This is a genomic window from Streptomyces griseoluteus (genome assembly GCF_004784465.1).
GTDB classification, from domain to species: Bacteria; Actinomycetota; Actinomycetes; order Streptomycetales; family Streptomycetaceae; genus Streptomyces; species Streptomyces griseoluteus.
This window is the reverse complement of record NZ_SRRU01000006.1, coordinates 357,898-370,728: the sequence shown is the minus strand read 5'-3', so window position 1 is coordinate 370,728 and position 12,831 is coordinate 357,898. Positions and strand designations below refer to the sequence as shown.

At 72.5% G+C, this 12,831-nt stretch carries 12 protein-coding genes and 1 pseudogene; 11 read left to right on the top strand and 2 right to left on the bottom strand.

Features of this window, described 5'->3' with window-relative positions:
- Positions 1–2: 2 nt before the first annotated feature.
- A complete protein-coding gene (locus E5082_RS18830; protein WP_190045304.1) occupies positions 3–1,547 on the bottom strand; it encodes a carboxylesterase/lipase family protein in 1,545 nt (514 codons plus the stop codon).
- A gap of 112 nt (positions 1,548–1,659) precedes the next feature.
- Positions 1,660–2,799 (bottom strand): YihY/virulence factor BrkB family protein, encoded by a 1,140-nt coding sequence (locus E5082_RS18825; protein WP_135792396.1) that lies wholly within the window; start codon positions 2,797–2,799, stop codon positions 1,660–1,662.
- 412 nt (positions 2,800–3,211) lie between these two features.
- Between E5082_RS18825 and E5082_RS18820 the strand changes: the two are divergent.
- The 11 genes and pseudogenes from E5082_RS18820 to E5082_RS18770 all read left to right on the top strand — a co-directional run.
- Positions 3,212–3,478 (top strand): annotated as a pseudogene (locus E5082_RS18820) (transcriptional regulator); the annotation flags it as partial.
- A gap of 271 nt (positions 3,479–3,749) precedes the next feature.
- Positions 3,750–5,084 carry a hypothetical protein gene (locus E5082_RS18815; RefSeq protein WP_135792395.1) on the top strand — a complete coding sequence of 445 codons (1,335 nt, stop codon included), beginning with the start codon at positions 3,750–3,752 and terminating at the stop codon, positions 5,082–5,084.
- Between the two features lie 58 nt (positions 5,085–5,142).
- Positions 5,143–5,721 (top strand): GNAT family N-acetyltransferase, encoded by a 579-nt coding sequence (locus E5082_RS18810; RefSeq protein ID WP_135792394.1) that lies wholly within the window; start codon positions 5,143–5,145, stop codon positions 5,719–5,721.
- 101 nt (positions 5,722–5,822) lie between these two features.
- On the top strand, positions 5,823–5,906 hold the full coding sequence (locus tag E5082_RS33730; protein ID WP_350748019.1) for a putative leader peptide: 84 nt from the start codon (positions 5,823–5,825) through the stop codon (positions 5,904–5,906).
- Positions 5,907–6,032: 126 nt separating this feature from the next.
- On the top strand, positions 6,033–7,730 hold the full coding sequence (locus E5082_RS18805) for a nitrite/sulfite reductase (RefSeq protein ID WP_135792393.1): 1,698 nt from the start codon (positions 6,033–6,035) through the stop codon (positions 7,728–7,730).
- Positions 7,727–7,909 (top strand): hypothetical protein, encoded by a 183-nt coding sequence (locus tag E5082_RS18800; protein ID WP_030802517.1) that lies wholly within the window; start codon positions 7,727–7,729, stop codon positions 7,907–7,909. Before E5082_RS18805 ends, E5082_RS18800 begins: the two co-directional genes overlap by 4 nt.
- Positions 7,906–8,616 (top strand): phosphoadenylyl-sulfate reductase, encoded by a 711-nt coding sequence (locus E5082_RS18795; RefSeq protein ID WP_135792392.1) that lies wholly within the window; start codon positions 7,906–7,908, stop codon positions 8,614–8,616. Before E5082_RS18800 ends, E5082_RS18795 begins: the two co-directional genes overlap by 4 nt.
- A gap of 29 nt (positions 8,617–8,645) precedes the next feature.
- Positions 8,646–9,182 carry an adenylyl-sulfate kinase gene (gene cysC, locus E5082_RS18790; RefSeq protein WP_229918855.1) on the top strand — a complete coding sequence of 179 codons (537 nt, stop codon included), beginning with the start codon at positions 8,646–8,648 and terminating at the stop codon, positions 9,180–9,182.
- The gene (gene cysD, locus E5082_RS18785; protein WP_135792390.1) at positions 9,179–10,123 is read left to right on the top strand and encodes a sulfate adenylyltransferase subunit CysD; all 945 of its coding nucleotides are present in this window, start codon (positions 9,179–9,181) and stop codon (positions 10,121–10,123) included. The genes cysC and cysD overlap by 4 nt, the downstream gene beginning before the upstream one ends.
- Positions 10,124–10,125: 2 nt before the next feature.
- Positions 10,126–11,457, top strand: coding sequence for a sulfate adenylyltransferase subunit 1 (locus E5082_RS18780; RefSeq protein WP_135792389.1), 1,332 nt, complete (start codon positions 10,126–10,128; stop codon positions 11,455–11,457).
- A gap of 255 nt (positions 11,458–11,712) precedes the next feature.
- Positions 11,713–12,825 carry an aliphatic sulfonate ABC transporter substrate-binding protein gene (locus E5082_RS18770; RefSeq protein ID WP_135792388.1) on the top strand — a complete coding sequence of 371 codons (1,113 nt, stop codon included), beginning with the start codon at positions 11,713–11,715 and terminating at the stop codon, positions 12,823–12,825.
- The last annotated feature ends 6 nt before the right edge of the window (positions 12,826–12,831 follow it).

The window sequence follows — 12,831 nt, the reverse complement described above, 5'->3', positions numbered from 1 at the left end:
GGTCAGCGCCTCCGCAGCACCGGCGACCTCCGCAGTCGCCGGACCGCCGCGAGCCGGCTGACGGAAGGGGCCTGGTGGGGGACGAGGGGGTGGGTCCAGAGGGCGAGTTCCGCGTCCCGGGGGCCGTGGGCCAGGTGGGGACCGGTGGTGTCGAAGACACGGGTCGGGTGGGAGGCGTCCCAGGAGGGCCAGCCGGGGTCGCCCGTGGTGGCGAAGTCGACCCATGAGGTGTGCATGGTGTCGGCCAGGGACTGGGGGGTACCCTTGCCGGCCAGCTTCACGGCTTCCTCGACCTCGCCGGTGTCGAAGACGAAGCCGAGCTCCAGGGAGTGGCAGGCACCGAGGGCGGGGAGGAGGGACGGCCAGGCGAACTCGTACACGTGGGAGCCGGACGGGCGGGCGTCGGCCAGACGGTGCAGGGGGAGGCGGAGCATGTGGTCGGTGACCATCTGGCCGACCAGTTCGGCGGCGCCCGCGGCCGGGCGCAGGGCGCGGTAGCCGCGCGGGACCTCGGAGCCGACGTGGCAGCGGGCCATCGCGCCGGCCAGGGCGACCGCGCCGAGCCGGTCGACGTGCTCGACCAGGCCGCCGGGCACCAGCCAGAGCCGGTACTCGTCGCGGGTCCAGCCCATCAGCAGGTCGACGCCGGGCGCCGCGTCGCCGTCGGTCAGGGCGGCCAGCGGGTCGGTGGGGACGAGGTCGCCGTCGACGACGACGCCGAAGCCGGGCCCGCCCAGGACGGGGCTGCTGCGCCGGCCGGCCTCGGCCTGGGTGCGCAGCAGCAGGTCGCGGTCGACGCCGGCGAAGGCGGCCGCGGTCGCCGGGATCTTCAGGCGGGTGGCCATCCGGCGGACCATGCGCCGCACCTTCTGCCGGTCCGAGACCTCCGGCGCCCCGCTCTGCAGCACTGCCCGCCGGACCAGCCCGCGTGCCTGCGGGGCCGCGATGAGCACGCCCGTGCTGATGGCGCCGGCCGACTGCCCGGCCAGGGTGACATTGCCGGGGTCGCCGCCGAAGGCCGCGATGGACTCGTGCACCCAGCGCAGCGCGGCCAGCTGGTCGTGCAGGCCCAGGTTGGCGGGGGCGTCCGGGAAGAGACCGTAGCCCTCGACGCCGAGCCGGTAGTTGACCGAGACGAGGACGACGCCGTCGCGGGCGAAGGCCCGCCCGTCGTACACCGGCACCGCCGAGGAACCCCTGGTCAGCGCGCCGCCGTGCAGCCAGACCAGCACCGGGAGACGGGCGCCGGGGCCTGGCTCGGGGGTCCAGACGTTGAGGTTCAGACACTCGTCGCCGGGCACCGAGGGGTCGGAGAGGTACTGGGCGAACGCCTCGGAGTACGGGGGTTTCGGCGGGGTCGGCCCGAAGGCTCCGGCGTCGCGCACGCCGGCCCAGGGCTCGGGCGGCTCGGGCGCGCGGAAGCGGCGGACGCCGAAGGGGGGTGCCGCGTACGGGATGCCGCGGAACACCGCGTTCCCGTGCTCGTACCGGCCGCGTACCGCGCCGTACGGGGTGCGGGCCACCGGGCCCGTCCGGTCAGCCGTCATCGCCCACCAGCCCTTCGTCGCCGGTGCGGCCGCCGTGGCGGCACGCACCACATCTGTCTCCCAGAGCGCCGCGCGGAGTGGATCTATTCCGGCGCACCGACCGTACGTACGGTCAGTCGTCCTCGGTGCCCCTGGGCGGCTGGTGGCCGTTCCGGGTGTGGCCGCGCAGCCGGCCGGTGATGTCCTCCGGGGGCAGGAAGCGGGACCAGCGCTCGGGGAACTCGGACGGCATGTCCGGGTCGTCCGGGTCGGCGTCGCGCAGCCCGGCCGCCCAGGCGACGTAGTCCGCGACCTGGGCCTCCCGCTGGCGCTCGTTGGCCTCGCGGGCGGCAGCCGTGGCCGCCGCGGGCCAGACCCGGTCGATGGCGGCGTTGACGGCGGCGCCGACCAGCACGGCGAACGCGGACACACCGATCCACAACAGCACGGCGACGGCGGCGGCGAGGGAGCCGTAGATGGTGGCGCCCTCGATGGTGTGGGTGAGGTAGACGCGCAGCAGGAGGCTGCCGAGGACCCACATGGCGAGGGCGACCAGCGCGCCGGGCACGTCCTCGATCCAGGGCGAGCGGACCGGTACGGAGACGTGGTAGAGCGTGGTCAGGAAGACGATGGAGAGCACGATGACGACCGGCCAGTACAGCACCTGGACGACCGTCGCCGACCAGGGCAGCACCCCGACCACCGCGTCCGGTCCGGCCACCATCAGCGGCAGCGCCACCGAACCGATCAGCAGGGCGACCACGAACAGCAGGAACGCCATGATCCGGGTCTTGACGATGCCCCGGACGCCGTCGAGGCCGTACATCACGGTGATGGTGTCGATGAAGACGTTCACCGCGCGCGAGCCCGACCAGAGGGCGAACAGGAAGCCGATGGAGATGACGTCGGGCCGGCCGCCCTTCATCACGTCGTTCAGGATCGGCTCGGCGATCTCCTTGACGCCCTTGTCGGACAGGACGGTGCGGGAGGCATCGAGGAGGTTGGTCTCCAGGCTGTGGATGGTGTCCGCGCCGGTCCAGTCGTCGACGTAGCCGAGCAGGCCGATGAGGCTGAGCAGCAGCGGGGGCACGGACAGCAGCGTGAAGAACGCGGCCTCGGCGGCGAGGCCCAGGATGCGGTACTCCATGCAGGAATTGACGGTGTCCGTCAGCAGCAGCCAGGCCGTCCGCCGTTTGGAGACGTTCCGGTAGAGAGCCTTGGCCCGGTGGAGGCGACCGTGGGGCCGCTGGGAGGATTCGCTTGCTGACTGCACGTCCTAACGGTATCCGCCGCACCACGCGCCCCTCACCTCGCGGGGGCGCGCTGTGCAGCGGGCCGGCCGGCGGTGCGGCGCCGCGGGGGTGGTGCCGCGCCGACTCGGCACCGCCCCCGCGACACGGGCCCGCGACGGGGCGCGAACGCCGCCCTCGGGCGGCGCGGGACTCAAGTCTCCTGCCGCCCTTCCGGGTTCACCAGGGTCGCAGGGGGTTGCAACTTGTCGCCGACTGTGCGCGGACGGTGTTCCCCGGCCCCGGACCGACGGCAGCATGAGGGCGTCGGCCGACTGGAAACCGCCGTCCGGACGGCTTGAGGAGGCCGTGTCCGGTCAGGAAAGGACTCCCGTGGTGAACCCGCCGAGGGACGTGGCGCGTCCGACCGCCGCCGTCGCGCCGCGCACGGCGCGGATGCTCGCGCGGGTCCGCGACGCGACGCTCGCCGGGCGACGTGCGCCGATGGCACCCCGGCCGGTGATCGGACAGTCCTGGGACCGGATGCTGCGCGACGGCGCCGACCCCGACCGGGACGTGCGGGCGGGGCTCTTGACGGCCCAGGAGGTGCGCCGCCGCCGGGAGGAGTCGCCGCTGGGGCACGTCCTGCCGGGCTTGCGCGAGGGGCTGCTTTCGGTCGCGGACGTGGCCCGGCACATCATGGTCGTCGCGGGAGGGCGCGGAGGCCGAGGTGCTGCTCCCGAACGACCCCCGTGACCTGCTGCCGCGCTCCACGGCACCGGGGGTGGCGGTGCGCCGCACGGCACACGGGACGCGTTGAGCGCCCCCCTTCACGCCGGGCGCCTCCTGCCGCACACCGGGCACCTGCCGCGTATTTGCGGCCTCTTGGCCCCGGCGCGCCGCATGCTGCCGTAGCATCCGAGGCGGGTCCGCCCCGTGCCGGGTGAGCAACATGACGATCGCCGGGCGCAGTTGGCCCGCCTCGGGAGGAGACATGAAGCAACGCGGCAGACACCGCAGGCGCAGACGGGGCGTGGCGTTGCGCGCGGCCCTCACCGGGACCGGGCTGGCGCTCACCGCGGCGGCCACGCTGATCAGCACCTCCCAGGCCGAGGTCGCCGGGAACCCCGGCGCGCTCAAACCGCTCACCTCCGCCTCCGACACCGCCCCGTTGCGCCTCCAGGAGCGCCTTGAGCCCGCCCCCGTGCTGAACCGGCTCGCCGCGGCCATGGGCCGCCCGGTCGGCGTGGACACCGTGCTCGGCGACGCCGACCGCCGGATGCGGACGGGCGCCGACTGCGCGGACGACGACCGCTCCTCCCTGCCGCTGACCCCCGAGGCCACCCGCTCCTACTGCTGGGACCCGGCCGACACCGCCGACACCGCCTGGCGCCCCGCCGCCGTGACCACCTCCGGCGACGCCGACGAGGACGGCGTCTGGGGCAGCCACCGCGTCGTACTCACCGGCTGGACGCACGCCACCGACACCGGGCGCGCGGCCGAACGCGGCCTGACCCGCGTCGCCTTCACGAATCTCGACGACCCCGCCCGCCCGGTCTACCGCTGGGTCCTGCTGGTGGTGCCGGCCGACGGCGGCCGGGACTACCGGGCGCTGACCTCGGGCATCTCCGGCATGGTCTGGAACCACGGCAAGCTGCTGGTCACCGCGTCCGACGGCGGCGCCGAGGCGCTCTACGTCTACGACCTGGACCGCATCCAGCGCACCACCACCAACGAGCCGGCCGTCGGCCGGGTGCCGCACGGCTGGTCGGCCGCCGGGTACCGGTACGTGCTGCCCGCCGTGGGCTCCTACCGCTACACCCGCGGCCGCTGCGAAGGTGGCCGCCCGCCCTGTCCCGGCCCGCTGGCGCTGGACCGGAGCACCGCCCCGGACAGCCTGGTCGCGGCCGAGCGCACCTCCCCGGACGGCGCCCGCCGCGCCCGGCTGTGGCGGTACGCCTTCAGCGCCGCCCCGACGCGGGCCGGGCTGCTCGCCACCGACTCCACCGGCCGCGCCGACGCCGTAGAGGTGTTCCGGACCAAGGCGCGGGGGGTGCGGGGTGTCCTGTCGTACCGGCACGCGGGCGCGGACGGCGCGTCCTGGTACACCGGCCAGCTGCCCGGCGCCGAGGACGGCCGGGGCGGGCTGTGGCGGCAGGACGCGGACGGCGCGAAGGGGGCCCGCTGCGGGTCGGACGGCTCGCACCACTGCTGGACCGAGTCGGCGGTGTCGCTGTCGTACTGGCAGGAGACCGGCGAGGTGTGGTCGCTGTCGGACCGGATGCTTTTCGCCGTCCCGCTCGCCTCGCTGGAACGCTCGCTGGACTGAGCCGTGATCCCGCCGAAGACGATCGACAGTCCGGTGGGCGGGATGATTCCCTGTGCCCATGAGCAGCGTCCCTGTCACCACCTGGTCCCTGGAACAGACCTCGCCGTCCGACCTCCTGCCCGCGGCGGCACCCGAGGGCGACGCGGTGCGGATCGTACGGGCCGAGGTGCCGTCCCCCGAGTTCAGCCGGTTCCTGTACGCCTCGGTCGGCGGCGACATCCGCTGGACCGACCGGCTCGGCTGGACCCACGCCCGGTGGCGGGAGTATCTGGGGCGGCCCGGCGTGGAGACCTGGGTGGCGTACGAGCGGGGCACGCCCGCCGGGTACGTCGAGCTGGAGGCGACCGGGGAGGGCGTGGTGGAGATCGCCTACTTCGGGCTGCTGCCCGCGTTCCGGGGGCGCCGGATCGGCGGGCATCTGCTGTCGGTGGGGACGGCGCGCGCCTGGGACCTGGCGATGCGGTGGCCGGATCTCACCCCGGTGAAGCGGGTGTGGCTGCACACGTGCAGCAAGGACGGCCCGTACGCCCTGGACAACTATCTGCGGCGCGGCTTCACGCTGTTCGACACGAAGGTGGAGCTGGAGGCTGACCTTCCGACGCCCGGACCGTGGCCGGGTGCGTTCCTCGGCGACTGAGCAGTGCTCGCCACCCATAGTTGTCTCGGTATTCAGAATAGATCCGTCCAGATGACGGACAACGGTGGACTGCCCGGAGACGTGCGTGACACGCTGCCGTCATGTCTGGAACTGGAATCGCCTTGGTGAGTCGACGCCACGTCGACCTCGGCCGCATGTCCAGCGCCATGTGTCGGGCGAGCTGAGCACTCCAGCACCGCCGGCCTCTGCTCCACCCCCCGTTCAGCGCAACGCCGCGCAGGTGTGCCCGCGTGCGCAGACGCGCGCAGGCCAGAGCTGATTTTCCGCCTGTTCCTAAGGACGTAGAAACCATGGCCCCCAGTCCCCAGGATCCCGCTGCCGCCGCGCCCCGCCGCAAGGTGAGTCGTCACCGTGGTGAGGGCCAGTGGGCGGCGGGACACCACACCCCGCTCAACGGCAACGAACAGTTCAAGAAGGACGACGACGGTCTCAATGTGCGGACACGCATTGAGACGATCTACTCCAAGCGGGGCTTCGACTCCATCGACCCCAACGACCTGCGCGGCCGCATGCGCTGGTGGGGTCTGTACACCCAGCGCAAGCCCGGTATCGACGGCGGCAAGACCGCGGTGCTCGAGCCGGAGGAGCTGGACGACAAGTACTTCATGCTGCGGGTCCGCATCGACGGCGGCCGGCTGACCACCGCCCAGCTGCGGGTGATCGGCGAGATCTCGCAGGAGTTCGCGCGCGGCACCGCCGACATCACCGACCGGCAGAACATCCAGTTGCACTGGATCAGGATCGAGGACGTGCCCGAGATCTGGCGGCGCCTGGAGGATGTCGGGCTGTCCACCACCGAGGCGTGCGGCGACACCCCTCGCGTGATCCTCGGCTCCCCGGTCGCGGGCATCGCCGAGGACGAGATCATCGACGGCACCCCGGCCATCGAGGAGATCCAGCGCCGGGTCGTCGGCAACAAGGCGTTCTCCAACCTGCCGCGCAAGTTCAAGTCGGCGATCTCCGGCTCCCCCCTGCTGGACGTGGCGCACGAGATCAACGACATCGCGCTGGTCGGCGTGGAGCACCCCGAGCACGGGCCGGGCTTCGACCTGTGGGTGGGCGGCGGCCTGTCCACCAACCCGAAGATCGGCGTCCGGCTGGGCGCCTGGGTGCCGCTCGACGAGGTGGCCGACGTCCACGAGGGCGTCATCTCGATCTTCCGGGACTACGGCTACCGCAGGCTCCGCAACCGCGCCCGGCTGAAGTTCCTGGTCGCGGACTGGGGCCCGGAGAAGTTCCGGCAGGTGCTGGAGGACGAGTACCTCGGCCGCAAGCTGCTCGACGGCCCGGCGCCCGAGCAGCCGGTGGAGCGCTGGCGCGACCACGTCGGCGTGCACCGCCAGCGCGACGGCCGCTTCTACGTCGGGTTCGCCCCCCGCGTCGGCCGGGTCGACGGCGCCACCCTGGCGAAGATCGCCGGAGTGGCCGAGGAGCACGGCTCCGGCCGGGTCCGCACCACCACCGAGCAGAAGATGATCGTGCTGGACGTCGAGGCCGACCGGGTCGACTCCCTGGTCGCCGGCCTCGAGGCGCTGGACCTGCGGGTCAGCCCCTCGCCGTTCCGGCGCGGCACGATGGCCTGCACCGGCATCGAGTTCTGCAAGCTGGCCATCGTCGAGACCAAGGCGCGCGGCAGCGCCCTCATCGACGAACTGGAGCGCCGCCTGCCGGAGTTCGACGAGCCGATCACCATCAACCTCAATGGCTGCCCGAACGCCTGCGCCCGCATCCAGGTGGCGGACATCGGCCTCAAGGGCCAGTTGGTGGTGGACGAGGACGGCAACCAGGTCGAGGGCTACCAGGTGCACCTGGGCGGCGCGCTCGGTCTGGAGGCGGGCTTCGGCCGCAAGGTGCGCGGTCTGAAGGTGACGTCGAAGGAGCTGCCCGACTACGTCGAGCGGGTCCTGCGCCGCTTCGAGGCCGAGCGCGCGGACGGCGAGCGGTTCGCCGCGTGGGCCGCGCGGGCCGACGAGGAGGCGCTGTCGTGAGCGAGCGTGCCGCACCGTTCCACTGCCCCTACTGCGGGGACGAGGACCTGCGCCCGAGCGAGGAGGGCCACGGCGCCTGGGAATGCGGAGCCTGCAATCGCGCCTTTCAGCTGAAGTTCCTCGGGCTGCTCGCCCGGGGGCTGAAGCGGGGCGACGACGGAGGGGACGACCGGATATGACGACCGCTCAGACAGAGCGCACCGAGGACGAGTTGAGGGAGCTGGCCGAGCGGGCGGGCCGTGAGCTGGAGGACGCGCCCGCGCTGGAGGTGCTGCGCTGGGCGGTGGACACCTTCGGCGACCGGTTCTGCGTGACCTCCTCCATGGAGGACGCCGTGGTGGCCCACCTGGCCGCACGGGTGCGGCCCGGCGTGGACGTGGTGTTCCTCGACACCGGTTACCACTTCCCGGAGACCATCGGCACCCGTGACGCGGTCGACGCCGTGATGGACGTCAACGTCATCACGCTCACCCCCGAGCAGACGGTGGCCGAGCAGGACGCGGAGCACGGGCCCCGGCTGCACGACCGCGACCCCGACCTGTGCTGCGCCCTGCGTAAAGTCAAGCCGCTGGAAGCGGGCCTGACGGCGTATCAGGCATGGGCGACCGGACTGCGCCGGGACGAGTCGCCGACGCGGGCGAACACCCCGGTCGTCGGCTGGGACGCCCGGCGCCGCAAGGTCAAGGTCTCCCCCATCGCCCGCTGGACCCAGGACGACGTGGACGCCTATGTGGCCGAACACGGCGTGCTGACCAACCCGTTGCTGATGGACGGCTACGCCTCGGTGGGCTGCGCCCCCTGCACCCGGCGGGTGCTGGAGGGCGAGGACGCGCGGGCCGGCCGCTGGGCCGGGCGGGGCAAGACCGAATGCGGGCTGCACGGATGACCACCGACCGATACGAGGAGCGAGAACACGTGACGACCGGAGCCACCGTCTGGCTCACTGGTCTGCCGAGCGCCGGCAAGACCACCATCGCCACCGAACTGGCCGGCCGCCTGCGCGCCGAGGGACGGCGGGTGGAGGTGCTCGACGGCGACGAGATCCGCGAGTTCCTCTCGTCCGGGCTCGGCTTCGCCCGCGAGGACCGGCACACCAACGTCCAGCGCATCGGCTTCGTGGCCGAACTCCTCGCGCGCAACGGCGTGCTGGCGCTGGTTCCGGTGATCGCGCCCTACGCGGACAGCCGGGAGGCGGTGCGCAAGCGGCACGCGGCGAACGGCACCCCGTACCTGGAGGTCCATGTGGCGACCCCGGTCGAGGTGTGCGGCGAGCGGGACGTGAAGGGGCTGTACGCCCGGCAGGCCGCGGGCGAGCTGACCGGACTCACCGGCGTGGACGACCCGTACGAGGAGCCGGCGGCGCCGGACCTCCGGATCGAGACGCAGGGACAGAGCGTCACGCAGTCGGCGGCCGCGGTGCGCGCCCTGCTGGACGAGAGGGGACTGGCATGACGACCGTCGCCGAGGTGACGGGTGGCGGCGAGGGCACGGACAGCCCGTACGCCCTCTCCCACCTGGACGCGCTGGAGTCCGAGGCGGTGCACATCTTCCGCGAGGTGGCCGGCGAGTTCGAGAACCCGGTGATCCTGTTCTCCGGGGGCAAGGACTCGATCGTCATGCTGCATCTGGCGCTGAAGGCGTTCGCGCCCGCGGCGGTGCCCTTCGCCCTGCTCCATGTGGACACCGGGCACAACTTCCCCGAGGTGCTGGAGTACCGGGACCGTGTGGTGGCCGCACATGGGCTGCGCCTCCATGTGGCCTCCGTACAGGACTACATCGACCGGGGTGTGCTCAAGGAACGTCCCGACGGGACCCGCAACCCGCTGCAGACGCTGCCGCTGACGGAGAAGATCCAGAGCGAGCGGTTCGACGCGGTGTTCGGCGGCGGCCGGCGCGACGAGGAGAAGGCCCGCGCCAAGGAGCGGGTGTTCTCGCTGCGCGACGAGTTCTCCCAGTGGGACCCGCGCCGCCAGCGCCCGGAGCTGTGGAATCTGTACAACGGCCGCCACGCCCCCGGTGAGCACGTGCGCGTGTTCCCGCTGTCCAACTGGACCGAGCTGGACGTGTGGCAGTACATCGCCCGCGAGAAGATCGAGCTGCCGGAGATCTACTTCGCGCACGAGCGCGAGGTCTTCTCCCGCAGCGGCATGTGGCTGACCGCCGGCGAGTGGGGCGGGCCGAAGGAGACCGAGCCGGTCCAGACGCGGCTGGTGCGCTACCGCACCGTGGGCGACATGTCCTGCACCGGCGCCGTCGACTCCGACGCGACCACGCTGGAGGCGGTCATCACCGAGATCGCCGCGTCCCGGCTCACCGAGCGGGGCGCGACCCGCGCCGACGACAAGCTCTCCGAGGCCGCGATGGAAGACCGCAAGCGCGAGGGGTACTTCTGACCATGAGCACGATCACCGCCGAGGCGCTGTCGGCCACCACCCTGCTCCGGTTCGCCACCGCGGGCTCCGTCGACGACGGCAAGTCCACCCTGGTGGGACGGCTGCTGCACGACTCCAAGTCGGTCCTGGTGGACCAGCTGGAGGCCGTGGAGCGGGCGTCCGCGAGCCGGGGCCAGGAGGCGCCGGACCTGGCGCTGCTCACCGACGGCCTGCGGGCCGAGCGGGAGCAGGGCATCACCATCGACGTGGCCTACCGCTACTTCGCCACCCCGCGCCGCCGTTTCATCCTGGCCGACACGCCGGGACACGTGCAGTACACCCGGAACATGGTCACCGGCGCCTCCACCGCCGAGCTGACCGTGGTCCTGGTCGACGCCCGCAACGGCGTGGTCGAGCAGACCCGCCGGCACGCGGCCATCGCCGCCCTGCTGCGCGTGCCGCACGTGGTGCTCGCGGTGAACAAGATGGACCTGGTCGGCTACGAGGAGCGTGTCTTCGCGGCCATCGCCGAGGAGTTCACGGCGTACGCGACCGAGCTGGGCGTCCCCGAGGTCACCGCGATCCCGATCTCGGCGCTCGCCGGCGACAACGTGGTCGACGCCTCCCCCCGGACGGACTGGTACGGCGGCCCGACCGTGCTGGAGCACCTGGAGACGGTGCCGGTCAGCCACGACCTGGCGCACTGCCACGCCCGGCTGCCGGTGCAGTACGTGATCCGTCCGCAGACCGCCGAACTCCCCGACTACCGGGGCTACGCCGGACAGATCGCGTCCGGCACCTTCCGGGTGGGCGAGGAGGTCACGGTGCTGCCGTCCGGCCGCACCAGCCGGATCGCCGGGATCGACCTGCTGGGCGAGCCGGTGGACGTGGCCTGGACCACCCAGTCGGTGACCGTGCTGCTGGCGGACGACGTGGACGTCTCGCGCGGCGACCTGATCGTGCCGAGCAAGGACGCGCCCGCGACCACGCAGGACGTGGAGGCGACCGTGTGCCATGTCGCCGACCAGCCGCTGACCGTGGGCCACCGGGTGCTGCTCAAGCACGGCACCCGCACGGTCAAGGCGATCGTCAAGGACATCCCGTCCCGGCTCACCCTGGCCGACCTGTCCCTGCACCCGCATCCGGGGACGCTCGCCGCCAACGACATCGGCCGGGTGAAGATCCGTACCGCCGAGCCGCTGCCGGTCGACTCCTACGCCGACTCGCGCCGCACCGGCTCCTTCATCCTGATCGACCCGGCCGACGGCACCACCCTCACCGCGGGCATGGTCGGCGAGTCCTTCGCCGCGCCCGAGCCGGTGACCGAGGCCGACGACGACGGGTGGGACTTCTGACCATGCAGACCACCGAGGTCTTCTCGACGTTCGCCAAGGAGGGCGGCCGCATCGGCAGCGGCGCGCTCGGCTCCGGGCAGGGCGGGGTCGCGCGATGTGCGCGCTGACGTACGCGCACCGCTCGCGCGCCCTGCTCCCCCACGCGATGCCCTCCCCCCACCCGACGACGTCCCGGTTGCGACGACGAAGACCCATCGACCTCCCGGCCACGGCCTGACACCGTGACCGCCGGGCCGACGAGAGGAAACGCCTCCCGTGCCTGCCAACCGTTCGCCGCTGCCGCGCCGCGGTCTCGCCGTCCTCGCCGTACTCCCCCTGCTGGCCCTCGCCGCCTGCGGTTACGGGTCCGAGGCCAAGGACGTCCCCGCCAACCAGAAGGTCGCCTCCGGAGCCAAGAAGATCGACGGCCTGGACTCGGTCAAGATCGGCTACTTCGGCAACCTCACCCACGCCACCGCGCTGGTCGGCCGCCAGCAGGGCCTCTTCCAGAAGGAACTGGGCGCCACCAAGGCCGACTACGCCACCTTCAACGCGGGCCCCTCCGAGATCGAGGCGCTCAACTCCGGCTCCATCGACATCGGCTGGATCGGCCCCTCCCCCGCCATCAACGGCTACACCAAGTCCGGCGGCCGCAGCCTGAAGATCATCGGCGGTTCGGCGTCCGGCGGGGTGAAGCTGGTCGTGAACCCCAAGAAGATCAAGTCGCTGAAGGACGTCAAGGGCAAGCGGATCGCCACGCCCCAGCTCGGCAACACCCAGGACGTCGCCTTCCTCAACTGGGCGGCGGAGCAGGGCTACCAGATCGACGCGCAGAGCGGCAAGGGTGACGTCACCGTGGTCCGCAGCGACAACAAGGTGACCCCGGACGCCTTCAAGGCCGGCTCCCTGGACGGTGCGTGGGTGCCGGAGCCGACCGCGTCCAAGCTGGTCGCCGAGGGCGGCAAGGTGCTGCTGGACGAGTCCGACCTGTGGCCGGACAAGAAGTTCGTGATCACCAACGTGATCGTGTCGCAGAAGTTCCTCAAGGCCCACCCGAAGGCCGTCGAGGCGGTGCTGCGGGCCTCGGTGCGCACCAACAAGTGGATCAAGGCCAACCCGGACGCGGCGAAGGAGTCGGCGAACAAGCAGCTGGAGGCCGACTCCGGCAAGGCGCTGGCCCCGGCCGTGCTGGACCCGGCGTGGAAGTCGATCCAGACCACCGACGACCCGCTGGCCGCGACCCTGAACACCGAGGCCGGCCACGCGGTCAAGGCGGGCCTGCTGGCCAAGCCCGACCTCAAGGGCATCTACGACCTGACCCTGCTCAACAAGGTCCTCGGCGCCGAAGGCGCCCCCAAGGTCGACGCCGCCGGGCTCGGCACCGACTGACGACGC